Origin of the sequence: Arthrobacter sp. TS-15 (assembly GCF_006964045.1) — a bacterium.
Taxonomy (GTDB): domain Bacteria; phylum Actinomycetota; class Actinomycetes; order Actinomycetales; family Micrococcaceae; genus Arthrobacter.
This window is the reverse complement of the sequence record NZ_SDXQ01000006.1, coordinates 271,196-296,962: the sequence shown is the minus strand read 5'-3', so window position 1 is coordinate 296,962 and position 25,767 is coordinate 271,196. Positions and strand designations below refer to the sequence as shown.

Sequence of the window (25,767 nt, the reverse complement as noted above, 5' to 3'; positions counted from 1 at the left end):
CCCACTTCCCGTTACTTAAATGTGACTTCGGGGGAATCATCGCGTACCGTAGTTCCTGTGCCTGTTCCACGTAGCGGGCACTTCCGGCCTGATTGCCTAGCTCTGCCGCAGTCCGGAATCCGTTCGCAGACAAACCTACGGCAGAGACGGGGAACCCAATTTAGGTCGCTTTCGAGCGTGCCTTGGGGTGAAGTCACGATGCTTTCGCTGAACAGCGGGAGATAGTGGCCGGGTGACTCCCATCCGAATCCGACAGCTAACCTCGCAGGCATCGGGAGAGGCTCTTTCATGTCTTCACGCATTCTTCGCGGCCGTCGTAAGGCGGACAGCGTACGTCCTAATCCGTTCATCTCCATCTCGAAGGCAGTTGCCAGCAACGCTTCAGGCGCTGGTCGTCAGGCAGCTGTTATCGCAGCAGCCTCTGGCCTCGTTTTGACCGGTTCCATTGCTGCTCACGCAGCTGAGACCCCGGTTCAGCGCGATTCCAGCCCCGCAACGGTTGCTGAGACCGTTTCCGAGGCACCCACCAAGGTTGTTACCGCCCTGTCGACGGCTACCGTCAATTTCGAGCGTCCCGCAGTTGCTTCCGTAGCAGCTCCGGTCATCGAAAAGCCGGCCCCCGTTGTTGAGGCCCCTGTAGCCAAGAAGGCAGCTGTCACCACGGCTGCTGCTGCAGCTCCCGTTGCCGCTCAGGCCGCGGTTGCTGCTCCTGTTGCTGCCGCACCCGCACCGGTTGCCGCTGCTCCTGCAGCTGCCCCCGCCGCCGGCGGCGTCAACGCAGCCATGGTTGCTTCGGCTTACGCACAGATTGGTATCTTCCAGGACTGCACCGCCATGGTCGAAAAGGCCCTTGGTTCCGCAGGTATCCCGGTAGGCGACCTCGGTCCCATGCAGTTCATGAACTACGGCAAGGTCGTCAGCGATCCCCAGCCCGGTGACATGATCGTCCAGTCCGGCCACGTTGCTATCTACATCGGCAACGGCCAGGCCATCAGCGGTGGCATCAACGGCAACCAGACGGGCATCCACCCGATCAGCTGGTTGACCGCAACGGGTCCCCTGACCTACGTACGCGCTGGCGCATAAAGCCTCACGCTTCAGTTCAAAGGCCGGTGCCTTCGAAGACTTATGTCTCCGGAGGCACCGGCCTTTGGCGTTAAGTTCTGTTCGTAAAAGTTCAGTACGGGACGTACGACGGCGGACTTGGCCGGCTTGCGGGGGTGGTAGCGCGTTTGCTTGCGGGACTTCCTAGGCGATGGCGACGCCGGGACCCGCCGGCAGGGCAACCTTGGAGGAGATGGCCTGACCCACTGCTTTGGCTTGCCGCAGCACTTCCTTGGGGGACGGAGTGATGAGGTCTCCGACGCCCACCAGGTGCATTCCTACGGCCCGCATGGCCGCGGCAAGATTCTGGCCGACTGCTATGCCAAGTTCGGCCAGCATGCGCCGTAGCTGGCTTTGGGCGCAGCGTGTCACTACTACGTGGTCTGCCAGGAGAACGCCTTGGGCTGTGTGGATTGCCCACTGGCGAGGATGGGATTCGTGGGGGCCGGATGCGTGGAGCCCGGTCCTCAGGCCTGTGGTTGTCATGCTGGCGGCCACACCGTATCCGATATGCCGTGAGGGATCTGAGCCCAGGAAATCCAAGCGGACAGCGCGAGTGGTGTTGCGAACGTCCAGGTGATGACTGGCAGCGTAGTTCCTCAGGTGGCGAAGGATTTCGTTTCGTTCCTGCATTGCTGCCGGATCTGCGGCGTCGGTGCGTTTGAGCATGCCTGTATGGACGGACGGTCCAGTAGTGGATAACGCGCCGAACCCGTCTACCACGATCGAACCCACGCCGTAGCGGCTGAGTTCGCTGGCAACTGCCAAGCCGGACAGGCCGGCTCCGATGATCACGGTGGTGGTGCGTTCCGTGCCGGAATCAGGCGTGAGTGACACTGCTTGGTTCCTCCTTGACGTGTGTGCCTTTCGGCATCGCGTGGGATCGCGTCCGAGTTCCCCAAGCGGCCGCAAGTAAATGACCGGGGCGTGTGGTGTGAGACACGTTTTCCGGCCATTCGGTGACTCGAACACTACCGAACTTTTTCGGCCATGGATAGCCTCTCCGCCTGCGCGTTTTGTCTCTTCGCCGCGAGCACCCCAGGGACCGCCGGGAACCGAGCCCTGACCGTTATGCACATAGCCAAATGTCGTCTTGATTCGCCACTGCTGACCGAGAATAGTGAGCATTGGGAGGAGGAATTTCCGGGTTTCTCCTGCCCCGGCCGTTGGCAATAAAACAGTCTGGAAGTTCCAGGCCGGGATCCTCTGGCAGAATAGCCGGAACATCAAGCAGTAGGTGGAGAGGCAGGCCCCCATGGACCAGCACGGAAGACACAGTGAAGAGTCACCGGACGGCCAGGACCAGGTTGTGGAACCTGGTGGCATCGTCGTCGGGGTGGATGGTTCAGAGCACGGTCAGTGCGCCTTGGTTTGGGCCGCACGGGAGGCGGAGCGCCGCCAGCTTCCGCTGCATATTGTCACGGCATACTCCGTGCCAATTTTCGCGGCCTCCGGCTTGGACGGTGGCTACGCAACAGTTGACGATTCTGTCATCCGCGAAGGCGCTGATGCGATCGTTCGTCAAGCCTTGGACAAAGTCTCCGGATATGCCATTGACGTCGATGCTTCCGTGGAAAACGGTGATGCCGCTGGTGTCTTGTTGGACCTTTCCGAGGAGGCCGCGCTGCTGGTGTTCGGCAGCAGGGGTCGCGGTGGGTTCGTCGGGCGCCTCCTGGGTTCGGTGAGTAGTGCCCTGCCCGCGCACGCCAAATGCCCCACGGTGACGGTCCCGCTCTATTGCGCTGACCGCCTCGGTGAGAACACCGAGGACAAACACATCAAGGCCGAGCACGCCAAAACGGGCCCGCGCACTGTGGAAAACGTGGTTGCAGTAGGCGTTGACGGCTCCGAACAAGCACGCGTTGCTGTGCTCGAGGCTGCCGAGCAAGCGCAGCGCATGGGAGCCACACTGCGCGTCATCTGCGCTGTTCCGCAGTACAGCGGTTCCCTGGCGTGGGTTCCGGCTCCGTTGGACCGCGATGCCCTTTTCGCCGATATCAGGGTCCAGCTTGACGCCGGTGTTGCCTGGCTCAGAAGCCACTTCCCTTCGTTGGCCATTGAGACGGACCTCCGGGATGGCTCGCCCGTCGATGTTCTTGTGGAAACCAGCCGCAGCGTCGAGCTGGTTGTTCTGGGAACACGTGGCCGAGGCGGATTCGCGGGAATGCTGCTGGGGTCAACATCAGACGGAGTCCTGCATCACGCCAAGGGGCCAGTGCTGGTTGTTCCGGACAGGGATGATCCCCGGCTGGCGGACCGTCACAAGTTTGGACCCATGCTGGGTGTGACCTAGCTTCAGCAGCAGCGGTGGGCCGGAGCTGGCTGGACTCGGGCCCACCTCAAGCGGCCGTCTGCACCTCAGACATCCGTCCGGACCCCGGGGGCCGCCACGGCAGTCAGCTCAACGAGCATGCCAGAACATGTGCGAACTCTGCGGCCGGACCTGGAACGCGTCTACGGTGCTTCATCAGTCGCGGCATGGAGACAGTATCCGGTGAAACGTCCGCGGCCGAGGCCGCGATGGCTGCCCCCATCGAAGGGATCAGCCAACGGCTGCGAGGACTGCCGCGGTTCAACCCGACCCTTAGACCCTGCTGAAAAACAGGTCAGTTTTCGGCGTCTGCCGCTGCCTGCTTGCGGGCGTCCTTCTCGGCGCGCACGGCCTCGGCCTCGTGCTGCTCCTCGGCCTTTTCCTGATGGATGACCTCCGCGAAGAGTTTCTCCATCTCCTTGGCAACTCCCGCGGCGGAGGCCGGGTTCTGGCCAGTTACCACGCGCTCGTCCACGACCACTTTTTCCTCGAAGACACGGGCGGAAACGTGGCGGGCACCCTGTTCTTCCAATCGGTCTGCCAGGAAGAATGGGATGACCTTGTCCTTGCCTGCGGCCGCTTCCTCGTCGTTGGTAAAGGCGGTCACGTCGCGGCCCTGCACCAGTCGGAAGCCATTATCCAATTCCACGTTCAGCAAGCCTGCCGGTCCGTGGCATACAGCACCCACCAGGCCCCCGGCGTTGTAGACGCTAGCAACCAGGTTCTGCAGCCCTTCGCTGTCCGGGAAGTCCCACATGGTGCCGTGGCCGCCCACCAGATAGACGGCGTCGTATTGGCCGGGATCCACAACGTCCACGCGTGCGGTGTTGTACAGCCCGGCGCGGGTGGTCTCGTCCTCGGTGAACGCAACCTGGATGGGGTCATCCGTGTCCACTTCGTCACGGGGCGGCTGGCCCCCCTTGATGGAGGCAAAATCGACGAAATGCCCGGAATCCTTGAAGACCTTCCAGGGGTGTGCTGCCTCGGCCACGTTGTAGCCGGTCTTTTCTCCGGTATCGCCGATCTCGGAAACGCTGGTCAGTACCATGAGGATTTTCTTCATGAGATGCTCCTTTTCGTCGGTGTTCAACATTGTGTCTTGCTCATTTGCAAGCTCCATGGAGCCTGCCGGGCACTGCCGGCAGGCAGCACTTCGGCGGCATTCATCAACCTAGGCGGGTCGATGGTCCTGGCAGAAACTGCAGCCAGGTGGGTTGGGGCGGCCGGGACGGGATGGACCCTGAGCCCGTGCACCAGAGGCTGGCCCGGACACTCCGCCCGAAGAACCCCGCGCGACTCGCCGTCGGAAAGCAGTGCCACGGTGGACGGCTGGATGCTGAGCCCAAGCCCAGCCGCTTTCAGGATGGCTTCCTTGGCAACCCACTGACCCATCTTTTCCCGCACATCCATGGCATCCGGCGTGCGAGGGTAAAGAACGTAGTGGTCGAAGCCGTCGAAAAGTGCCGAAGGTACCAGTTCCACGTCGACACCCACCGCGGCAGTGGCCGGACCCGCGGCCGCCATGACCAAGCCATGGCTGCGGGAAAGGCTCAGCGACATCCCAGGCATCGTCGTCCGCCCGTGGGCTGAACTGCCGCATCCAGGGCATTGGCGGGTGATGTCCAGCTCCGGCGAATCGAGGGCATCCAGGCCGAGCCGGTGTGCGGCGAGCAGGCGAAGCAGTACATGGGACGCCGCATAGTCGCGGCTGTCCGCAGAGGTGCGGTACCGGCGTCGTGCGTCTTTTTCTTCGGAGGTGAGGAAGCGGTCCATGCCGCCGGCGCCGGAACAGGCCGCCTCAACGTCGGCGGAGCGCATGATCAAGTACCCGACGCTGGGGGTCCCTGCCTTGCTGTTCACAGCTTGCTGATGCGCCGGTACTTCATGATCGCCAGGGGCGCGAAGATCGCGATGATGGCAAGGCTGCATGCGACGGCGTAGAGCAGGGCGTTGTCAGCAGGCCACCCGCCCGGCGCAACGAAGCCTGACGGTGCGGCGTTTCCGAAGAGCTCACGCACGGCCGTGGCCACGGACGTCACAGGGTTCCATTCGGCGATGGCACGCAGTGGACCCGGCAAGGACGCGGTGGAGACAAAGGCCCCCGACACGAAGGTGACAGGGAAGAGCCACACCAGGCCAACGCTTTGCGCGACTTCCACGCTGCGGGCGGTGAGGGCAATCAGTGCCCCGATCCAGGACACCGCGAAGGCGAAGAGCAGCAGGACGCCCAGTGCAGCGAGCAGTTGCAGGGCCCCCGTGTTCATCCGCCACCCCACGGCGATTCCGCACACCAGAGTCACCGCGATGGAGATGACGCTGGTGTAGAGGTCCGAGGTAGTGCGTCCCAGGATCACTGCCACCCGGGACATTGGCAGGGAGCGGAAACGGTCAATGAGTCCGAGTTGGAGATCTTTGGCCAGGTACACAGCCGTGAAGGACGCGTTGAAGGTCAGGGTCTGGGCGAGGATGCCGCCAATGAGGAAACTGCGGTACTGGTCGCCACCCAGGGAGCCGCCGAAGACGAAGCCCAGGAGAAGGACGAACATGACCGGCTGCACGACGCCGGTGACCAGGGCGCCGGGAGTGCGGAGAACATTGAGCAGGTTGCGGTGGGCAATGACGGAGCTGTCCCGGACAGCGGCAGTGATGACGCTCATGCGGGCACCCCTTGCTTGTCTTCGCTGTTCTGGTGGGGGGTTTGCGTTGAGCCTCCGGTGAGCTGGAGGAAGACGTCGTCCAGGGTGGGGCGGCGCAGGGATGCTTCGGTCACGGGAAGGGACCGTGCATCCAGCTCGGCCAGGACCCGGACCAGCACGCCATGGCCGCCGGGAGCAGCAACGGACACACTCAACGCGGCCTCGTCCACCTCCGGAATGACAACTCCGCCGGTTGCCTCCATCAGCACGGAGGTTGCGCTGCGCAGATCGGCCGCATTCTTCACGGTGACGTCCACCCGTTCTGAACCGGCCCGGTCCTTGAGCTGGCTGGCAGTGCCTTCCGCAATCACGGAGCCGTGGTTGATCACGGCGATGTGGTCCGCCAGCCGGTCTGCTTCCTCAAGGTACTGGGTGGTCAGGAGGACAGTAGTTCCACCCGATACCAGCCCGGCCACCACGTCCCAGGTATCCAGCCTGCCCCGCGGGTCCAAACCCGTGGTGGGCTCGTCCAGCACCACGACTTTGGGCCGGGCCACTACCGCGCCGGCAAGGTCCAGCCGCCGCCGCATGCCGCCGGAGAAAGCCCCGGCCCGTTTGCCGGCCACGTCCGTAAGGCGGAAATCTGCCAACAGTTCATGCGCACGTGCCGTGGCATTCCGGCGGTTCATTCCGTAAAGGCGCCCTACCATGTGGAGGTTCTCAAAAGCCGTGAGCTTCTCATCCACAGCGGCGTACTGCCCGGAGAGGCCGAGGTTGCGGCGGACCAATTCCGGGTCGGTGCGGACCGAGTGGCCGGCCACCCAAGCGTCCCCTGAATCCGGGGTCAGCAAGGTGGTGAGCACCTTGACGGTGGTGGTTTTGCCGGAGCCGTTGGGCCCCAGCAATCCCAGCACCGTGCCTTCGGGGGCGTCCAGGGACAAGCCATCCAGGGCCGTGAACGAGCCGTAGGACTTACGGACATTGTCTACGCGGATCACTGGCTGGCAGCCAGCTCGGCAACCTTGCGGGGCGCCATGTCGGTCCACGTTTGAGACACGTAATCCAGGCAGGCTTCCCGGCTGTCCGGGCCAAACATGGCTACCCACCCCTTGGGTGTGGCCGCGAAGGAAGGCCACAGGGAGTGCTGTTGGTATTCGTTGACCAGGACGGAGAAGGTTGCTGAGGTGTCATCAAACGGGTTCGTCACGGGGATTGACCTTTCGGGTTGTTCCGGCGTAAACAATGCCCCGGGTTCCGGAGCGTTTCCAGTGGTTCGGACTCAACCCCCCAGCTGGATGGCCAGGGCGGGCATAATTACCGGGAGAGCTGCGTCACTTAACATCCGGGAGTGCCTTTCCGGCACGTCCACGGCGGTCACGCGACCGGTGATGTACGGCTCCCAGGCATCCGCTCGCGGCGTGCCCTCAGGAACCTCCACGGTGGCCCGGAAGAGCAGCAGGTCGCCGTCGAAAATTGCAGGTTCCTGTTCCCTGATCAGCCGCGCCAGCACGGGGAAGTTCTCCACCATGGCCTGCACGGCGTCCAGTGGAACGGTACCCAGCGGGTTGTGGTTCCTACGGAGGATCTCCTGGGCCTTTGCAGCGCCAAGATCCTCGTAGTCGGACTCGTCCAGGGCGTAGCCCTGTGCCTCCAGGAAGGCAGCCCAAATTCCGACACCTGCCCCCACATCATCGTTGCTCTCCTGGTTTCCGGGGAACGCGTCAAGGATGGCCAGTGACGCAACCTCATCGCCACGTTCCTGGAGCCGGGTAGCCAGGCGGTGGACCACATGCCCACCAAAGGACCAGCCCAGGAGATGGTAGGGGCCGGAGGGTTGAACGGATTTGATGCGGGCAATGTAACTGTCCGCGAGTTCCGTGAGGTCCATCGCGGTGACGGCGTGGGTTGCGCCCGGTTCCATGCCCGGCATCTGCAACCCGATCAGGGGCCGCTCCGGATCCAGCGAACCCAGCATTGAAGCGTAGCCCCACGCGATACCCGACGCCGGGTGGACGGCAAACAGGGGCGCTTTGGTGCCGCTGGTGCGCAGGGGAAGAACCTGGCGCAGGCTTGCGGCGGCGCCATCGTCCACGCTCCGATCGGCTTCGGCCAGAAGCCCCTCCACCGTGGGCGCACGGAACAAGGCCTGGACCTGCAGGGATGTTCCCAGCGCTGCATTGATCCGGGCAATCAACGGTTGCGCCAGGAACGAATGCCCGCCCAGTTCAAAGAACGATTCGTCCACTCCTGCCTTGTCCAGGGACAACACATCCGCGAAGATGGCGGCCGCCGTCTGCTCCCGTGGAGTCCGCGGAGCCTTGCCGGACGTGCGCGGCGCGCTGTCCGCTTCCGGCAGGGCAGCAAAATCCACCTTGCCGTGATGGGTCAGGGGGATCTCCTGGATGGCCACCACGGCCGCAGGCACCATGTAATCCGGCACCATGTTCCGCAGGTGGGCGCGCACGCCGTCAGCGAAGTCCGCCGCGCCATCCTTGGTATCAACGGGAACGCCGGCCGTGGGGACCACCCAGGCCACCAACCGCACGCTGTCCCCGGAGGGCACTGCCCGGACCACGGCGGCCTGGACGTCAACCGCGGTGGTGGCGGCCTGCTCGATCTCCCCGGGCTCCACACGGAACCCACGGATCTTGAGCTGATTGTCGTTGCGTCCGGAGAAGACGATGCTCCCGTCAGCGTGCCGCACCACCAGGTCACCGGTGCGGTACATGCGCCCGCCATCGGCGCTGAAGGGATCGGCCACAAAGCGTTCAGCCGTCAGTCCCGGCTGGCCCCGGTAGCCGTTGGCCAGCTGCTTGCCCGCGATGTAGAGCTCGCCGGAAACTCCGGGCAGCGCCGGCTGCAGCAAAGGGTCAAGGACATACAGCGCGGTCCGGGACGTGGCAGCTCCCAGCACCGGGGCCGTGTGGTCACTGACGCGCGCCAGCACGGTATCCACCGCGGCTTCCGTAGGACCATAAAGGTTCCAGGCGGTCACGTTGTCCTTGGTGGACAGCGTGTCCCAGAGGGCGGGATCGAAGGCTTCGCCACCCAAGGCAAGGCTGAAGCCGTCTCCGTCCAGCACCCTGGTGAACGCCGGCTCGGTCAGCAAATGCCTCGCGTACCCGGGCGTTGTTTCCCAGACGCTGATGCGTTGCCCTTCAAAGTAGCCTGCCAACGCGGCGGGATCCCGCCGGATGTCCTCGCCCACCATGTGCAGTTGATGCCCGGCAACCATCCACAGGATGGGATCCCACGATGCATCAAAGCCAACTCCGGTGGTGTGGGCCACCTTCTGCTGAGCCCCGGTGGTGTGGGGATCGAGTCCCGCAAAGAGGGTCTCACCGTGCGATTCCAGCAGAGCTGCCAACGCGCCGTGGCTGACCTCCACTCCTTTGGGCCTCCCCGTGGATCCCGAGGTGAACATGACGTAGGCGAGATTGCGTCCTGCCGGCTGGCGCTCAAGAAGTTCCTGGGGCGAGCCGAAACCCGTGGCCCCCGCCGTCTCAAGGAGTCCGGACAGCAACACCAGGCGCGGAACAGCACGGCCAGGGTTCCGGGCAGCAACCGTGGACAGCAAAGCGGCCATGCGGTCCGCTTCCGATTCGGAACTGACCACCACGGCAGGCCCGGCATCCTCCAGGATGGCCACCACACGGTCATCCGGGTACTCGGTATCGAACGGGTTGTAAACCGCACCGGCTGCAACTGCGCCAAGCATCGCCTGGACGGTTCCGGCGGACCGGGGCAGGAACACCGAGACAACATCGCCCGCGGCCACCCCCTCCATGTGAAGTCCGTCCGCCACACGCACCACGGAGTCTGCCAACTCAGCAAAGGTGACCTTGCTGTCCCCGCTGACCAGCGCTACGGAGTCCGGGGCGGACTGGACACTGGCAGCGAAGGCGGCCAGGACGCCGTCGGACTCTTCCGGGTGATGTACGACGCCGGAACCCCGTCCCGCTGTCAGCCCCGCCAACGCGTCGGCTTCCTCGGGGTCAAGCAGGGGCACCTCCGCCACACGGGTCTCCGGATCAGCGGCAGCCCGCTCCACGAAACGCACCAAGGTTTTGACCAGCCGTTCGATGGTGGCGTCCTGAAACATTGCCGCGTTGTACTCCAGCGTGGCTGAAAGACCAGCGGTGGCGGGACGGAAGGTGAAGGAGAGGTCAAACTTCGCCTCGCCCGACCCGTCGTCCGGCAGCGCAGTGACTGTTGCACCGGGCAGTTCCGGAACGGAAGCGGGGGAGCTGTCCACCGTCAGCATCGTTTGGAACAGGGGGTGCCGTCCCAGCTCACGGGCGGGGTTCAGTACCTCCACCAGCCGTTCAAACGGGACGTCGTCATGATCGAACGCTGCCAGCACGCTGGTGCGGGCACGGTCAACCATGGCACGCACGGTGGGAGAACCGGCGGCGCTGATCCGCAGCGGCAAGGTGTTGACGAAGAATCCCACCAGGTCCGCCAGGGCCGGGTCCGCGCGCCCTGCCGTGGGTGAGCCGATCACGATGTCATCGCCGGCCCCCATGCGCTGCAGGAATCCGGCCAGGACGCCGTGGAGCGTCATGAACAGGCTCGCGTTGGAGGTAGCCGCCAGGGAGTTCAGGGCCTTCAAAGTTTCGGTACTGAGCTCAAAGGTGCGCTGTTTTCCGGGCTGCCGGGCCTCACGGGGGCGGCGCTGATCGGCTGGAAGGGTGAGCTCGGTGGGTATGCCCGCCAGGGTTTCCTGCCAGAACCGGACCTTGCTGTCCGCCACTCCTGCGGCACCAAGGACTTCCTGCTGCCACGCGCTGAAGTCTGCGTACTGGAGGCTGAGCGGGGCGCGGCTGTTCCCGGTTCCTGTCACAGCAGCCGAGTAGGCCTCGGAAAGATCCCGGGCAAGCGGTGCCAGGGACGCACCATCGCTGGCGATGTGGTGGATCACCAGCTGGAGGATCCATGCAGGCCGGGGGCCGTCACCGCGGCGCAGCAGCACCGCGCGCAGGGGGAGGTCGCTGGTGACGTCAAAGCCCGTGCGTGCTTCCGCTTCCAGGATGGAGGCTTGCTCATCCTCGCTGCCCACCGGGATGATCCGCAGCAGCCCACCCGCATCTCCGGCCGGGTGGACCAGCTGGTGGGGGGTGCCGGCAGTTGCCGGGTAGCTGGTCCTCAGGACCTCGTGCCTGGCCACCAAGGAATCGACGGCGGCGGAGAGGGCCTGCTCATCCACGTCGACTTCCAGTTGGGCGGCCAGGGAGATGTTGTAGTCGGCGGAGCCTGGATCCAGCTGATTGAGGAACCACATGCGTTGCTGGGCGAAGGACAGGGCTGGGTTCCCATGGCGGCGTGCCGTTCCGGTTTCCAGCCACTCAGCGAGCGTCGGGCCGGTCTCTTGGGCGGGGTCGGCATGAGATGCCAGCTCAGCATGAGGTGCCTGGCCAGCGGGAGCTGCCGGGCCGTCGTCGGGCGTTGACCCGACTGATCGTCCGGCAGAGATCGCGCCCAACAGCGCCCCGGGAGTCGGTTGATCGAAGAGCGTCCGCAACGGGAGGGCAGCGCCAAAGGCTTCCCGGATCTTTCCCATGATGGTGATGGCCAGGAGGGAGTGTCCCCCCAGCAGGAAGAAGTCATCATCCATGGCCACCGTCTCCAGCCCGAGAACCTCACCGAAGATTCCGGCCATGACGTGCTCCTCGGGAGTGGACGGAGCCGTTCCTTCGCCTGCGCCCATTGCCGCGGGTGCGGGAAGGGCCTTGCGGTCCAGCTTTCCGTGGGAGGTCAGTGGAAGCGCCGGAATGGGCATGATCAGGGCCGGGACCATGTAGTCAGGCAGCCTGGTGGCCGCGTGTGCCCGTAGCTCGGCCGTGTCCACTGCGCCCACAACATAGGCGACGATTCGCTGGGCAGGAACACCATCGGTGACGGCAACAACGTGCTGCACCTCCGGATGGCTGGACAGGGCAGACTCCACCTCACCGAGTTCGATCCGGAACCCGCGGACCTTCACTTGGTCATCGGTCCGGGAAAGGAATTCAAGCACACCTGTGGCGTCACGCCTCACCAGGTCGCCGGTCCGGTACATGCGGCTTCCGTCGGCCGCAAAGGGATTCGCCACGAAACGCGAGGCCGTCTCGGCAGGGCGCTGGTCATAACCTTGCGCCATCCCGTCGCCGGCCAGGTACAGCTCGCCGGGAACCCCAGCGGGGACCGGCTGGAGGTACGCGTCCAGCACCCACGCGGATGTGTTTCCCGCGGCCCTGCCAATCACTGGCTTGGTGCCGGTGATCTCCGCCATCACCGAATCAACAGTGAACTCGGTGGGGCCGTAGAAGTTCAACGCCTGGACGGAAGGGTCTGAGGCCAGGCGCTCCCAGAGGGCACCGGATACGTCCTCGCCGCCCAGGGCGAGGATCAGTGGCTGTTCGCGGTGCTGGTCAAGCAGGCCATACTGCAGCAATTGCGCGGCGAACGACGGCGTTGTTTCCAGGACGTCGATTCCGTGCTGGAGGCAGTATCGGCTGAGGCTTTCGGCGTCGCCGCGCTCCGCGTCGGCCACCATGTGCAGTTCGGCGCCGGCCACCATCCAGAGCATCGGGTCCCAGGAAGCATCGAAGCCCAGCCCGGCGATGTGTGCCACGGCAACAGGGTTTCCCGCGTCCGCGGCAAGGCGCGGCGCAAACAGGGTGCGGTGATGGTGTGCGTAGAGGTTGGCCAAGGCACCGTGGGTCACGGCAACGCCCTTGGGCCTTCCGGTGGAACCCGAGGTGTACAGCACGTAGGCGAGGTCGCCGGGGGCGCACTCTGCCGTTGCCGTTCCGGGGGCATTTTCCCCGGCCGCCAGCAGGTTGGCGAGGGTCACCGCCTTGGAGGGTTCGACGCCGGTACCCGCCTGGCCATGAACGATCACTACCGCCGGGCTGCTGTCCTCCAGGATCATCCTGATCCGTTCGGAGGGATAGGCGAGGTCGATTGGTATGTATACGGCACCGGCAGTCAGCACGCCCAGGGCAGCGGCCACGACGTCCGCTAATCGCGGAATGGCCACGGCCACGCGATCACCGGGACGGACGCCCCTGGCAGTGAGTCCCTTGGCGATGGCTTCCACCCGGTCCTGCAATTGATGGAAGCTCCACGACGTTCCCTCAGCCACCACAGCAATGCGGGACGCATTCGCAGCGACGGTCTGCGCGAAGGCGTCCAGGATGGTGGGCCACGGAACGTCGAGTTTCGTGGCGGAGCTGTGTGCCAGGACTTCTGCATGCTGGCTTGGGGTCTGAATACGCAAGCGGTCCAGTGTCACAGCAGGGTGGTCGGCAAACTGCCCGGCAACCAGCATGAACCCTTCAACAAGCCGCTCCACGGTGCTCCGGCTGAAGAGCGCGGGGTTATAGGCCAGCGAGCCGGAAATGCCGGCGCTGGCCGTTTCGGCCAGGTCCAGGAGGAGATCGAACTTCGCCCCGCCCGGCTCCCTCCCCATGTCCGCAGTGGCTTCGAGGCCCTCCATGGACAGCGACGCGTCGGGGGTATTTTGCAGCGTCAGCATCACCTGGAACAGGGGATGGCGGTGGCGCGATCGCGTGGGGTTGAGTTCCTCCACGACGCGCTCGAAAGGGGCGTCCTGGTTTCCGTAGGCGTGCAGGTTGGTGTACCGGACGCTTTCCACCAGCTCGGATGCGGTGGGGTTGCCGGACGTGTTGGTCCGCAGCACCAGGGTATTGACGAAGAAGCCCACCAGTTCGTTGAGTTGCGTGTCGGTGCGGCCTGCCACCGGCGTGCCCAGCGGGATGTCCTCTCCGGCGCCCGACTTTGTCAGCAGCGCAGCAAGCGCGGCCTGGAGCACCATGAAAAGGCTCGCATTCTGCTTCCTCGCCAGAGCGTTCAGGCCCGCTGTGGTGCCGGCGTCCAGTTCCAAGGGAATCGACGACGCCGGGAGGTCGCCTTCGCGGGTTCCGCGCGGGAAGTCGTAGGGCAGCTGGAGCTCCTCCGGGGATCCCTTGAGCTCGCGGGCCCAGAATTCCAATTGCCGTGAAATGGGGCTGGACGGATCATCTTCCTGTCCCAGGGCTTCGCGCTGCCACAAGGTGTAGTCGGCGTACTGGACGGGCAGCTGGTTGGAGGGAGCTTCCGCTCCGTTCAGCCGTGCAGTGTAGGCCTCGGAGAGATCACGCGCCAGCGGAGCCAGGGACCATCCGTCCGCGGCCACATGGTGCAACGTGATGGCCAGGACGTGGTGGTCCGGCGCCAGTTGGAACAGGACCGTACGGACCGGGAGTTCCCCGGTGATGTCGAAGCCGCGCTGGGTTTCTGCCTGCAAGGCCCGGTCCAGGTTCCCCGCATCGCACTGCACGGCCAGAAGTTTGGCGGGCATGGCTCCCGGCGGCAGGATCTCCTGGCGCGGTTCACCGTTGGACCACGGGAAAATGGTGCGAAGCGTCTCGTGGCGGTCCACGATATCCGTGAGCGCACCCTCCAGGGCACCCACCTCCAAACGGCCCTTCAACGTCAGCACAATGGGAATGTTGTAAGCACCTGACTGGTGATCCAGACGGTTCAGGAACCACAGCCTGCGCTGGGCGAAGGACAGCGGGATGGTGGCGGGCCGATCCCTGACACTCAGTACAGGAGCGCTCGTTCCGTCGCTGTCCAACGCCGCGGCGAGTCCCGCCACCGTGGGCTCTTCGAAGATGGTGCGCAGGGCAGGAGCTGAACCTGTGGCGTCGCGCAGGTACGCGGCGAGGCGTGTAGCCAGCAGGGAGTGGCCGCCCAGCTCAAAGAAATCGTCCTCAAGTCCAACGGATTCCAGGCCCAGGATTTCGCGGAAAGCATCAGCCACCACACGCTCGGCCGGTGTGCGCGGCGCACTGATTGCGGCCTCGGGTTCCGGCGTTGGCAGGGCGCGGGTGTCCAGCTTGCCGTTTGCTGTCAGGGGTATGGAGTCGATGGCGATCACCGCTGCGGGGACCATGTAGTCCGGCAGCGTCCTGCGGGCCTCCTTGCGGATGGCTGCGGAGTCCAGGGCTGTGCTGCCCCCGGATTCCTGTTCCGGGTGGGAGGCGGTGACGTAGGCGAGCAGCTGGTCGTAGCCGGCTTTGTTCTTGGTCACCGTCACCGCGGCTTGGGCCACCCCTTCCATGCCGCGGAGGACCTCTTCGATCTCCGCCAGTTCAATCCGGAACCCCCGGATCTTCACCTGCTGGTCCATCCGGCCAAGGAATTGCAGGGTCCCATCGTCCAGGCGGCGCACCACATCCCCTGTGCGGTACATGCGTGTGCCGTCCAGTGCGAAGGGATCGGCCACGAATTTACCTGCGCTGAGCCCAGGCTGGTCAAGGTAGCCGCGTGCGAGGTTGGGACCGGCGACGTACAGCTCGCCGATGGCATTGGTGGGGACCGGGTTAAGGCCCGAGTCCAGGATGTAGTGCCGGCTGTTGGCCACCGATCCACCCAGGGTGACGTCCGTGCCGGGTTCCATCACTGCGGTCAGCGAGTCCACGGTGGTTTCGGTGGGACCGTAGAAGTTGTAGGCCACCACGCCCTCATGGGCGGCCAACTCACGCCACGTTGCCGGGTCCACGGCTTCGCCACCCAGAGCCACCACGGAGGGGTGCGTGTCCTGGTCGAAAAGGCCGCCGGCCAGCAGCGCCTTGGCAAATGACGGCGTGGTTTCAATCGAATCGATGCGCTCCTCGGCCAGGAACAAGCTCAGGGCCTCGGGATCGCGCCGTGTCTGGTTGTCCACCATGCGCAGCTCATGCCCAGCGAGGAGCCACAGGATGGGATCCCAGGACGCATCGAACGACAATCCCGCGGTGTGGGCCACCCGGAGGCTGCGGCCCAGCCGCGATGCGGCAGGATCAAAAATCCTGTCCCGATGCGAGGTCAGCAGGTTCAGCAGGGCCAGGTGTTCCACACCCACGCCTTTGGGGCGGCCTGTGGAGCCGGAAGTGAAGATCACGTACGCAAGATCATGCTGTCCCGCGATGGGTGCCGGCGGGGCCGGGTCCTTGCTGTCCAGCTCGGCCAACACCACACTGGAATCCAGTACAGTCACGGGCACACTGGTGCGAGGCCGTCCCTGGTCAGTGTCCCCATTTACGGCCGTTTCCGTCAGCAGGAGGACCGGTGCGGCGTCCTCCACCATGCCTTCCACCCGGCCGGCAGGGTAGTCCGGGTCCAGGGGAACATAGGCGGCGCCCGCCTTCAGGATGGCCAGGATCGCCACGGGCAGCAGGACGCTGCGGTCCAACCTGACGGCCACCGTGCTCCCGGGCTTGGCGCCGCGCTCGCGGAGAAAACGGGACAGTTGGTTGGAGCGCTGTTCCAGTTCGGCAAAGCTCAGGCGGCCGTCAGCAGCCACTACGGCAGTTCTCCCAGGTGAGGCCGAGGCCACGGCCTGGAACTCTTCCACAACCGTGTGGCCCGGCAGGTCCATCGACTCTGCGTCACCCTCGGCGAGCAGGGAGCGTTCCTCCGACGTCGACGTCACTGACAGTGCCGCCGTCGGATTTTCCGGGTTGGCCAGAAGCTCGCCAAGAAGCTGGGCAAAGCGCGTCAGGTGCTTGTCCAGGTCTGCTTGGGTGTAGAGGCTGGCGTTGGCGGCGAACTGCACAGTGACGCCGTCGGAGGCGTTGTTCCCGAGGCCATGGACAATGACGGACAGGTCATCAATGGGGCCGGTGGACAGGATGTGCATGGTGCCGGTGGCTTCACCGAAAGCGATGTCGTCCAGAACCGGAAGGATATTGACCGATGGTCCCAGGTAGCTGCCCTGTCCAGTCATGGACTCGTAGCGGGTCCGCTGGTGGATCAGCGCTCCACGCAGCTTGCCGCCCGTGGTGGCCACCATGTCCTGGACAGTGGCTCCGGGGCTGATGTCCAGCCGGATGGGGACGATGTTGGACAGCATGGACGCTGTGGACTTGGCCAGTTTCCCGCGGCGCGCTGTCACAGGGAGCGCCAAGGAGACGTGCTGCTCGCCGGTCATCCGGTGCAGGTACAGGGACACTGCCGTCAGGATCAATGCAGGCGCACTCCCGGAAGCTGACTGAAGAGCCTCCGCCGCGGACCTTGGGAGCGTCCTGGTTGATCGCAGCAAAGCCTCAGCCGTTCCCGAAGGGCGGCCAGCGAGCCCAGCGGGTGCCGGTTGTCCGTCCAGCTCTGCAGCCCAGAACTCCGCGTCGGCTGCAGCCGCGGCTGAGCCCTGATACTGCTGATCGTCCGCAATCAGCTCATTCAGCGCAGAAAAATCGAGGATCGGGTTTTCGGCGGCTTCAGTAGCGGTGCCCAGAGACTCGTAGACTGCGGCGACACGACGCAGTACCAGCACCGCGGAGTAGCCATCCAGAAGCAGGTGATGGACGCGTTGGTAGAAAAAGTGCCGGCCTTCGGAGAGCCTGATGACCTCCGTGTGGAGCAGCGCGCCGTCTTCCACGCTGCGTGCCTGCGCCATATCCGTGTCCATCAAGTCGCGTGCAGTCTTTTCGCGCGCTGCCTCGTCGCCGCAACCGGTGAGGTCGGTGAACTGCACCGAGGCATCCATGGCCTTGGCGTACTGGAACGGACCGTCGTCGTCCTCACCGAATGCCAGGTTCAATGCCGGTGTCTCTGAAACTGCCCTGCCCACGGCCGCTTCCAGGCGTGAAACATCCAAAGGCCCGGAGATTTCGATGAATTGCCCGATCTGGTACATGGGGCTGCTGTGCGCCAACTTCTGCGCGTACCAGATGCCCCGCTGCGCGGCAGATAAACCCATCCGGGCTGGTGCCTGGTGCGCCGGAGTGCCGGGCTGGTCAGGGGAGGCGGGGATAGGGAAGTTCATGATCCTTCTCTGCAGTGGGGGGAGGCGTGGAAAAGCAGCGGCAGCCCTGGGAATCAGGACTGCCGCGTCGTGAAGGTGGGGTTACTGGAACTGGCCGAGCTGAAGGGGGCCCAGCACATCTCCATCGATCAGGGGTCCATTGATGAGCGGACCGTTGATGAGGCCGCCGTTCAGAATGCCGCCACCCAGCAGGCCGTTAAACAAGCCGCCGTTGAGGGCGCTGGTGCTGGCGGGAGCGGCAGTGGCTGCAGGAGCTGTTGTTGCTGCTTGTGCGGGGAGGGAAGCAAGGGTGAAGGCGGAGGCTGCAAGGACGGTTCCGACTGCGAAACGTGCGGCGTTCTTGGTGGGCTTGTTCACGGGATCTTCTCCAGTACATAGCTGACGTTGTCCGCGCGTCACGGGGTGACGCGCCATCAGTTATTCGGAGCTGCGGGTCGCGTGGATGGGGATCGTCTCTGGCCGGGGCAGGACACCGGAGCCCCTCAGGTTGGTTCCGCCCCGGGACATCAGGGCCTAGGCGTGCTGGTGTGATTCGTGTTCGGAGTGGCTCACTGGCTCCAACTGGAAAGTGCAGTGCTCCGTGTCGAAATGCCGGCCAAGGCACGAGCCCAGCTGGTCCAGGATGTTGTCCGCCCCCGTCGCGTTGAGGACCGCATCCTCCACCACCACGTGGGCTGAGAACACCGGAACGCCGGATGTGATGGTCCAGATGTGGATGTCATGGGCATCAACCACGCCGTCCACGGCAACTATGTGTTCCCTGATCATGTTTACATCAACGCCCTTGGGTGTGGCTTCCAAAAGCACATCCACCACGTCACGGAGCAGATGCCAGGCACGCGGAATGATCATCAGGGCAATCAGTACCGATGCCAACGGATCAGCAGCACTGAATCCCGTGGTCATGATCACCACGGCCGCCACGATGACCGCGATGGAGCCAAGAAGGTCACCCAGGACTTCAAGGTAGGCGCCGCGGACATTGAGGCTTTCCTTCTGCGCCCCTTGGAGGATCAGCAAGGAAACGAGGTTGGCCACAGCACCCAAAATGGCAGCCCACAGCATGACGTCCGTTTGGATTTCCGTGGGTTCGCCGAAGCGGCGAATGGCCTCGATCATGATCACCACAGCAATCACAATCAGGATTAGGGCATTGGCCAGCGCGGCCAGAACCTCAGCCCTTTGGTAGCCGTATGTTCGCTGGTCGCTCGCTGGGCGGGTAGCAATCCACGCCGCCATCAGGGCAATGAACACTCCAGCGGCGTCAGAAAGCATGTGTCCGGCATCAGCCAGCAGCGCCAAGGATCCGGACACGACGGCGCCAACCACCTGGATGCCCACCACCCCTAAGGTGATGGCCAGGACGGCGATAAGCCGCTTCCGGTGCTTGCCGGTTGCTGTGACTCCGTGGGAGTGGTTGTGGTCGTGCCCCATGCCTACAAGGCTAGCCCCAGCCGAGTTCATGCAAGCGGTCGTCGTCTATCCCAAAATGGTGAGCTATCTCATGCACCACGGTGATGGCCACCTCATCAATAACTTCTTCGCGGGTGCTGCAGATGTTCAGGATGGGTTGGCGGAAGATCGTGATCCGGTCAGGGAGGGAGCCTGCTTCCCACCAGGAATCCCGTTCGGTCAACGGAACGCCCTCGTAGAGCCCCAGCAACACGGTGCCAGGATCTTCTCCGGGTTGTGGTGTGTAGTCGTCCTCGATGAAGATGGCCACATTGTCCATGGCGCTGGCCGCTTTGGGCGGGATCAGCTGCAGGGCGTCACTGACGGCTTCTTCAAAATCTTCGGCCGACATTTCGTAAGGCCCTGGAACATCATCAACACGCCTGTTTTCGACAGGACTGTGCACTGCGTTCCGTTCCCGGAGCGGTGAGGAGGGGCGCTCGCCGTCGGGAATGATGGGCAGGCCGGGAGGAAGATTCGCGGGCATGATTCGACTTTAGTCCGCGAACGCAGCAATGGCTCCGTGTGTGATGGGAGATACTGAACTCAATCCTCTTTTCGACAGACACAGGAACCGCATGACCGGCACCGCTTCCCTTGCACCTGAGCCCCTCGACGTCGTCGTTGTGGGTGAGGCCCTGATTGACATCGTCCAGTCGACGAACGGGCAGAAGGAGTACCCCGGCGGTTCGCCGGCGAATGTCTCCTATGGCCTTGGCTTGTTGGACGTGAAAACGGGCCTGCTCACAGCGATCGGTCGTGACGAGCGGGGTGACGCCATCGCTGCGCACCTGCAAAAAGCAGGTGTTGTGTTGTTGCCCGGTTCCATGTCCGCGGGCAAGACAGCGACGGCGACAGCCAGGATAACCGCCGATGGTTCAGCAGATTACACCTTCGACATCGACTGGGCGCTGGCTCCACTCGCTTTGCCCTATGCGCCAAGAATCCTGCATACCGGTTCCATCGCCACGTTCCTGGAGCCCGGTGCAAGCGTTGTCCGGAGCCTGCTGGAACAGGCCCAGGGCGGGTGCATGGTCACGTACGACCCCAATATCCGTCCCGACCTTCTGGGAAGCCACCACGAGGCACTCTCACTGTTCGAGGAAATAGTGCCCCTGACGGACGTGGTTAAACTCAGCGGCTCCGACGCCCGGTGGCTCTACCCTGGCAAAGCGCTCGAGGACACCGCGAGCCACCTGCTGGCCCTTGGCACAGGGCTTGCTGTGGTGACCCAAGGAGTCAAGGGCTCGCTCATGGCCACCAAACACATTCAACTCAACGTTCCGGCCGTTCCGGCTACCGTGGCGGACACCATCGGCGCCGGAGACTCCTATACGGCAGCGCTCATCATGGGGCTGCTGCTGCGGGGCAGCGACGGCCTGGCGCCCACGGTGCTGGAACGGATCGGAACCATCGCCTCCATGGCTGCTTCCATTGCTGTGGGCCGGCCGGGTGCAAACCCGCCCACGCACCGCGAACTACTGATGGGCATGGCCCGCTAACTGCGGGGCTGGCGGGTCTGGCGTCGCGTCAACCCGACGCCGATCAGGCAGATGACGCCGCCGATCAATCCCCAAATGGTGGGGACCTCCTGGAGTACCGCCCACGAAATCAGGATGGTGGTGCCCGGGACAAGGTAGGTGGTGGCGGCCAGCTTTCCAGCCGAGATCAGGGAAAGCGCATAAGCCCACGTGGTGAAGGCGATGGCTGTGGGGAAGATACCCAAATACACCAGCCCCAGGGTGGCGGGAAGCGGCGCTACCTGGACTTCTGCGATCAGCTGACCCGTCCATGGCAGGCAGCAGATGGCACCTACCATGATGCCGAACCACGTCGCTTGCCCTGCGGTGAACTTCCGCAGAACGGGTTTCTGCAGGATCGCGCTCACCGAGGCGAGCACAGCGGCAAGCAAGCACAAAAGCACACCGGCCACGTCCGCCGTCGAACGCTGTCCGGAACCCAAGGCAATCATGGCGACGCCGCAGAAGGCCACGCCGCTGCCGATCAGCAACCACCGCGGGAAGCCTTCCTTGAGGAAGATGCCGGCAAGAATCGCGATGAGGATGGGGGAGACGTTAATGAGCATGGCGCTGGTGCCGGCGTCCAGCATGTGCTCTGCGGCGTTCAGCGCCACGTTGTAGCCGCCGAACCACATCACCCCGTACGCCACGATCGGCAACCACTCGCGGCCGCTCGGCCAGACCTTCAGCGTGGGCAGCACCACGATTCCAAGCACGACGGCGGCAACTGCCAAGCGTCCGAGCGTCAAGGAACCGGGGGAGAAGCTTGGGCCCACTGCGCGGATGCCCACAAAGGCCGAAGCCCACAGGACCACCGTAATGATGACGGCCGCGATGCCGAGCTTGCTGATGGCTGCTCCCGGCGCGGGGGTGGTGCGCTGGGGCAGGCCCGGGGAAGGCTGGCCGGGTTCGGCCGGGGTGGTGGTTGTCATAGGGCAAATCTATCCGGCACGCGGCGGAGGTGGCTGGCGGTTTTCAGACACGTCAGGGCAAGATCCTGCCAATGTCGCCAGCCCGTACCCTTGCCGTACTGGCGAGGGGTGAGCTCTCGACTCTTTGGGTGCTTGGTTGAGGTGAGACGTCGCCCCTCGGTGAGCCTTCAGTTTGTGGCCCGGAACACTGCGCAGACCTCGATTTGGGAATATCGCCATCTATGCTCTAAAGTTTTAGAGTCCAGTTCGGACGAGCGAGACACGGAAAGAACGCGTAAAGCGTCCCTTTTCTTTGCGAAATCCGAATTGAGTTCAGGCCCCCATCGTCTAGCGGCCTAGGACACCGCCCTTTCACGGCGGCGGCACGGGTTCGAATCCCGTTGGGGGTACGCAAGGAAGTGGTAAACCGGATGAAAAAAGTCTGGTAAGCTAGAAGCCTTGAAAAAAACGCGGTAGAGATACTGCAAACGCAAGGCCCTGTAGCGCAGTTGGTTAGCGCGCCGCCCTGTCACGGCGGAGGTCGCGGGTTCAAGTCCCGTCAGGGTCGCTCTGAGCGCCGAAGAAATTCGGTTCTCAAGGTGACATGTCACCTAGGCTCTGTAGCTCAGTTGGTAGAGCGTTCGACTGAAAATCGAAAGGTCACCGGATCGACGCCGGTCGGAGCCACCACTGGGAAGCATCAGTTCTTCGGAACTGGTGCTTTTCTTCTTTAACATGCGATGACCTTGTCGGCGCGGACGAAGACCCAATGTGGCGTTTTCTCGCCGCTTCTGCAGGGTGCTCCTGTCGTTCGGGGATTTCATGAGTCGAACCTGACCTCCGGTCGTTTTCTTCATTGTCACGGGTTCTCTACCGGAGGAGACTGAGGCGACGGCATCCCATCTCGGACCGCCTGCGAGGCCACCCGGCTGCGGGGCCTCACAGCGCCTTGTAGCGGCCTGGTGGATCAATGAGTTCCATGACACCCATCGAAAAGGCCGCTCAGCGTTCTCGCCATCTCTTGCCCTTGCTGACTATCGCACTGATTGGATGTCTCGGCGGGTGCGAATATGAGTCCGACGACGCATCCCTGCCGTCTGCCAGTTCTCCGATGACGGAGGCTCGCACGGTCTCACCGCTGCCGGAGAGTCGCGACCCTCGCACGGTCTCATCGCTGCCGGAGAGGGGCGATATCGACGCCGGCACATATCTGGTCCCCGTCGACGGCTACAAGGAGCCTTTCGAGATCACCGTTCCAGGCGGCTGGTCTGCTCTCGACGGTAACAGCCTGGGCAAGGATGACCCGGATCACCCGGCTGCATGGGCCGTCCACCTGACCCTTGGGTCCGCGTTCTATGTGTCGCAGGACGCATGCAACTGGAGGGGTGCCCTTGCCGATGTCGGTCCTGCGGACTGGGCCTTCACTAGGGCTATGGCGGCGCAATCGTCAACGGCAAGCACTCCTCCCGTCAAGATCATGGTGGGCGATTACCCCGGCTTCGAGTTCGACCACTCCGTCGAGGGCGACGTGGACATCCCGGCCTGCGACAGCGGCAAGTTCTGCATCCACTCAGAAATGATGTACCACTGCACACACTGGTACTCGACTCAGAATGAACACGAAACCTACCGGGTAGTCGACCTGAACGGCAAGCGGGCTGTCGTCGCTGTGGGCTATGTCGACGAATCGATCAATCCGGAGCTGATAAGAGAGGCGCGCGCCGTCTTCGACTCGATCGTGTTCGGGTCATACAAGTGACCAGCTGATCCGATAAGCGATCCCGCCCCCGGGCTCCGACTCCTTCCCTGAACGCAACATCCTGGAGGGTATCGAGTAGGCCCTCACCTTTCAGAGCCCCGCGGTCATGTCCTTTCGCCTCGTAACCCTTTCCGAAGAAACTATTGACGCTTCAGAATTCCCATGACAGCATGATGACCACATATTGATACCGGTATCAACATGTTCCAACACTCCAAAAGTTGTCGTTCGAAAGGACCATCCGTGCTTGGCTTCAAAGAAGAGGAATTCCTCACACAGACCCGTAGTGCTTTGGCGCTGCAGGGGCAGATCGAATCGGTAGTCGACTCCATCCAGGAACGGCGGCTGACCAACATGTTCCTCATTGGTGCCGGCGGAACCTACGCCGCGATGCTGCCGTACGAGCACTTCATCCGATCCCGGTCCACGTTGCCTGTCCGTGCATCCATCGGCAAAGAGCTGATGTTGGCCGAGGATCCCACGTTCGGCCCCGGCTCCGTAGCTGTCTTCGCTTCCGTCTCCGGCACCACCGAAGACGTTATCGAGGCCATCGAGTTTGCCAAGGCCAAGGGCGCCTACACCATAGGATTCACCGGATTCGCGGATAGCCCGTTTGCTAAAGCCCTCGACGTTGCCTTGGTGACCGAGCCCAAAACCTGGCCCTTTGATATCCCCATGATTCTCTTGAGCACCCGCCTCCTTGCTGCTCGCGGCGAATTTGAGGGGTACGAAGAACTGGCGGCCGAGCTGCAAACCGTCCCCGAGAGCCTGGTGGGCGTCGCCCGGCAAGCAGAATCAGTGGCAGAAGCCTTTGCGGAGAAGAACAAAGACGCTGACTATCACTTCCTGGTGGGCACCGGAAACCTGTGGGGCCTCACCTACCTCTACTCCATGTGCATCCTGGAAGAAATGCAGTGGCTCCGGACCACCCGCGTGCACGGTGCTGAGTTCTTCCACGGCTCCTTGGAACTCATCGAAGAAGACACCAGCCTCATGCTGCTGGTGGGTGAGGACGAGACGCGTCCACTGATGGACCGCGTTGCCAAATTCGCCGAAAACTACAACAAGAACACCACCTTGCTGGACAGCAAGGACTACGATCTGCCGGGCGTCAGCCCCCGTTTCCGTGCGCTCCTGTCCCCGTTGGTTCTGGATACCGTCCTGGACAGGTTCAGCAAGCACCTCGAACGCGTCCGAAACCACTCCCTGGATCTGCGCCGCTACTACCGAGTGGTGGAGTACTGACCGTTCGCCGCACCCCGAAAGGGGAGGATCGCCACGCTGCGGGCCCGGCTCTGTCCGGGCCCGCAGATTCGAGACAGGAAGAGCATGAAAGTAATCGGATACGGGGACAACATTGTGGACCGTTTTCTCGACCGCAAAGTGATGTACCCCGGGGGAAACTGCGTTAACGTCGCGGTATTTGCCCATCGGTTGGGCATCGAGTCCGCCTATCTGGGCGTTTTCGGCTCCGATCCCTTGGGTGCTTTTGTCCGGAACGCCATCGATTCGGAGGGTGTTGATACCAGCAAGTGCATCATCCGTGACGGCCTCAATGGCGTCACTGAAATCAAGGTAGTGGACGGCGACCGTATCTTCCTGGGATGGAATGAAGGGGGCGTCACCACAAGTGATCCCTTCATGCTTGACGTTGAACACCTCAGGTACTTGGCCTCCGCCGATCTGGTGCATTCGAGCGTCTATTCCGCGTCGGAGACCCAGTTACCGGCGGTCCGCAGCACTGGTGCCTTAGTCAGTTTCGACTACTCGTCGGAGCCGGAACGTCGATCAGACTCCTATCTGGAACTAACGGCGCCCTACGTGGACCTGGCCCTTTTGTCGTGCGGAAACATGACTGTTGCCGCCGTCGAGCATGACCTCAGGCGAGTACATGCAGCGGGCGTTCCGCTCGCGGTGGGGACGCGCGGGCAGTCAGGGGCAATGATGTACGACGGCGAACGCTTCCTCACGCAGGCAGCGGCACCTACTGATCCACGCCGGTTTGCGGACACGATGGGTTGCGGTGATGCTTTTCTGGCCGGACTCGTGGTCAGTTTGCTTGGCTCCGGTTGGAGCCGAACGTACCGGCCGCCGGCAGACGATTTACAGAGAGCGTTGGCCCGAGGAGCTGAGCATGCCGCGGCGCAGTGTTATGTGGAGGGCGCGTTCGGTTACGGCCGGGCCGTCGAGGTAGCAACTAGTCGTAGAGGGAGCAACTAGGATCTGATGCAGGGACAAATCAACGGACGGAACTGCGGGCGCGGATTCCACAACTGAAGG

The 25,767-nt window shown here is 63.6% G+C and carries 17 protein-coding genes, 3 tRNA genes and 1 riboswitch; of the genes, 9 read left to right on the top strand and 11 right to left on the bottom strand.

The genetic code is table 11. The features are described 5' to 3' along the window. Positions 1–117: 117 nt before the first annotated feature. Positions 118–285, top strand: a riboswitch (cyclic di-AMP (ydaO/yuaA leader). Positions 286–288: 3 nt separating this feature from the next. Then, positions 289–1,086 (top strand): NlpC/P60 family protein, encoded by a 798-nt coding sequence (locus EU811_RS02610; RefSeq protein WP_142936948.1) that lies wholly within the window; start codon positions 289–291, stop codon positions 1,084–1,086. Between the two features lie 162 nt (positions 1,087–1,248). Here EU811_RS02610 and EU811_RS23725 read toward each other — a convergent pair whose 3' ends face one another. After that, the gene (locus EU811_RS23725) at positions 1,249–1,941 is read right to left on the bottom strand and encodes an FAD-binding protein (protein WP_165450139.1); all 693 of its coding nucleotides are present in this window, start codon (positions 1,939–1,941) and stop codon (positions 1,249–1,251) included. A gap of 418 nt (positions 1,942–2,359) precedes the next feature. Between EU811_RS23725 and EU811_RS02600 the strand changes: the two genes are divergently transcribed. Continuing rightward, the gene (locus EU811_RS02600; protein WP_142936946.1) at positions 2,360–3,397 is read left to right on the top strand and encodes a universal stress protein; all 1,038 of its coding nucleotides are present in this window, start codon (positions 2,360–2,362) and stop codon (positions 3,395–3,397) included. A gap of 313 nt (positions 3,398–3,710) precedes the next feature. Here the strand turns inward: EU811_RS02600 and EU811_RS02595 are convergent, their stop codons facing one another. From EU811_RS02595 to EU811_RS02555, 9 genes are all read right to left on the bottom strand, one after another. Continuing rightward, on the bottom strand, positions 3,711–4,478 hold the full coding sequence (locus EU811_RS02595; protein ID WP_142936945.1) for a type 1 glutamine amidotransferase domain-containing protein: 768 nt from the start codon (positions 4,476–4,478) through the stop codon (positions 3,711–3,713). Positions 4,479–4,501: 23 nt separating this feature from the next. Continuing rightward, positions 4,502–5,275 carry a 4'-phosphopantetheinyl transferase family protein gene (locus EU811_RS02590; protein WP_142936944.1) on the bottom strand — a complete coding sequence of 258 codons (774 nt, stop codon included), beginning with the start codon at positions 5,273–5,275 and terminating at the stop codon, positions 4,502–4,504. Next, a complete protein-coding gene (locus tag EU811_RS02585; RefSeq protein ID WP_142936943.1) occupies positions 5,272–6,072 on the bottom strand; it encodes an ABC transporter permease in 801 nt (266 codons plus the stop codon). Before EU811_RS02585 ends, EU811_RS02590 begins: the two co-directional genes overlap by 4 nt. Next, complete coding sequence (locus tag EU811_RS02580) at positions 6,069–7,049, bottom strand: ATP-binding cassette domain-containing protein (protein WP_142936942.1); 981 nt, start codon at positions 7,047–7,049, stop codon at positions 6,069–6,071. The genes EU811_RS02585 and EU811_RS02580 overlap by 4 nt, the downstream gene beginning before the upstream one ends. Next, a complete protein-coding gene (locus EU811_RS02575; protein ID WP_142936941.1) occupies positions 7,046–7,258 on the bottom strand; it encodes an MbtH family protein in 213 nt (70 codons plus the stop codon). Before EU811_RS02575 ends, EU811_RS02580 begins: the two co-directional genes overlap by 4 nt. Before the next feature lie 72 nt (positions 7,259–7,330). After that, entirely contained in the window at positions 7,331–17,845 is a 10,515-nt protein-coding gene (locus tag EU811_RS02570; RefSeq protein ID WP_142936940.1) for a non-ribosomal peptide synthetase, read from the bottom strand. A gap of 81 nt (positions 17,846–17,926) precedes the next feature. Further along, positions 17,927–18,202: a hypothetical protein gene (locus tag EU811_RS02565; protein WP_142936939.1), complete on the bottom strand. Its 276-nt coding sequence runs from the start codon at positions 18,200–18,202 to the stop codon at positions 17,927–17,929. A 156-nt stretch (positions 18,203–18,358) separates the two neighbouring features. Next, a complete protein-coding gene (locus tag EU811_RS02560; protein WP_142936938.1) occupies positions 18,359–19,279 on the bottom strand; it encodes a cation diffusion facilitator family transporter in 921 nt (306 codons plus the stop codon). Positions 19,280–19,289: 10 nt separating this feature from the next. Beyond that, a complete protein-coding gene (locus tag EU811_RS02555; RefSeq protein ID WP_142936937.1) occupies positions 19,290–19,784 on the bottom strand; it encodes a metallopeptidase family protein in 495 nt (164 codons plus the stop codon). Between the two features lie 91 nt (positions 19,785–19,875). On the opposite strand from EU811_RS02555, the gene EU811_RS02550 reads away from it, so the two are divergent. Continuing rightward, the gene (locus EU811_RS02550) at positions 19,876–20,799 is read left to right on the top strand and encodes a carbohydrate kinase family protein (protein WP_142936936.1); all 924 of its coding nucleotides are present in this window, start codon (positions 19,876–19,878) and stop codon (positions 20,797–20,799) included. Here EU811_RS02550 and EU811_RS02545 read toward each other — a convergent pair. Beyond that, positions 20,796–21,749, bottom strand: a complete 954-nt coding sequence (locus EU811_RS02545) for a DMT family transporter (RefSeq protein ID WP_142936935.1) — start codon at positions 21,747–21,749, stop codon at positions 20,796–20,798. The genes EU811_RS02550 and EU811_RS02545 overlap by 4 nt on opposite strands. 316 nt (positions 21,750–22,065) lie before the next feature. Here EU811_RS02545 and EU811_RS02540 point away from each other — a divergent pair. The 6 genes from EU811_RS02540 to EU811_RS02515 all read left to right on the top strand — a co-directional run bounded on the left by EU811_RS02540 (position 22,066) and on the right by EU811_RS02515 (position 25,707). Beyond that, positions 22,066–22,138, top strand: a tRNA-Glu gene (locus tag EU811_RS02540). 84 nt (positions 22,139–22,222) lie between these two features. Then, a tRNA-Asp gene (locus EU811_RS02535) sits at positions 22,223–22,296 on the top strand. Between the two features lie 46 nt (positions 22,297–22,342). Beyond that, positions 22,343–22,418 (top strand) — tRNA-Phe (locus tag EU811_RS02530). A 280-nt stretch (positions 22,419–22,698) separates the two neighbouring features. Then, positions 22,699–23,487 carry a hypothetical protein gene (locus EU811_RS02525; RefSeq protein ID WP_142936934.1) on the top strand — a complete coding sequence of 263 codons (789 nt, stop codon included), beginning with the start codon at positions 22,699–22,701 and terminating at the stop codon, positions 23,485–23,487. A 243-nt stretch (positions 23,488–23,730) separates the two neighbouring features. Next, on the top strand, positions 23,731–24,732 hold the full coding sequence (locus tag EU811_RS02520) for an SIS domain-containing protein (protein WP_142936933.1): 1,002 nt from the start codon (positions 23,731–23,733) through the stop codon (positions 24,730–24,732). An 84-nt stretch (positions 24,733–24,816) separates the two neighbouring features. Continuing rightward, positions 24,817–25,707 carry a PfkB family carbohydrate kinase gene (locus tag EU811_RS02515; protein ID WP_142936932.1) on the top strand — a complete coding sequence of 297 codons (891 nt, stop codon included), beginning with the start codon at positions 24,817–24,819 and terminating at the stop codon, positions 25,705–25,707. Positions 25,708–25,767 lie beyond the last annotated feature (60 nt).

Excerpts from the sequence above, each read along its gene's own strand:
- EU811_RS02515 (WP_142936932.1), top strand. The coding sequence starts at position 24,817 with ATGAAAGTAATCGGATACGGGGACAACATTGTGGACCGTTTTCTCGAC.
- EU811_RS02550 (WP_142936936.1), top strand. The coding sequence starts at position 19,876 with ATGACCGGCACCGCTTCCCTTGCACCTGAGCCCCTCGACGTCGTCGTT.
- EU811_RS02595 (WP_142936945.1), bottom strand. The coding sequence starts at position 4,478 with ATGAAGAAAATCCTCATGGTACTGACCAGCGTTTCCGAGATCGGCGAT.
- EU811_RS02555 (WP_142936937.1), bottom strand. The coding sequence starts at position 19,784 with ATGCCCGCGAATCTTCCTCCCGGCCTGCCCATCATTCCCGACGGCGAG.
- EU811_RS02560 (WP_142936938.1), bottom strand. The coding sequence starts at position 19,279 with ATGGGGCACGACCACAACCACTCCCACGGAGTCACAGCAACCGGCAAG.
- EU811_RS02525 (WP_142936934.1), top strand. The coding sequence starts at position 22,699 with ATGAGTTCCATGACACCCATCGAAAAGGCCGCTCAGCGTTCTCGCCAT.
- EU811_RS02600 (WP_142936946.1), top strand. The coding sequence starts at position 2,360 with ATGGACCAGCACGGAAGACACAGTGAAGAGTCACCGGACGGCCAGGAC.
- EU811_RS02585 (WP_142936943.1), bottom strand. The coding sequence starts at position 6,072 with ATGAGCGTCATCACTGCCGCTGTCCGGGACAGCTCCGTCATTGCCCAC.
- EU811_RS02545 (WP_142936935.1), bottom strand. The coding sequence starts at position 21,749 with ATGACAACCACCACCCCGGCCGAACCCGGCCAGCCTTCCCCGGGCCTG.
- EU811_RS02610 (WP_142936948.1), top strand. The coding sequence starts at position 289 with ATGTCTTCACGCATTCTTCGCGGCCGTCGTAAGGCGGACAGCGTACGT.
- EU811_RS02570 (WP_142936940.1), bottom strand. The coding sequence starts at position 17,845 with ATGAACTTCCCTATCCCCGCCTCCCCTGACCAGCCCGGCACTCCGGCG.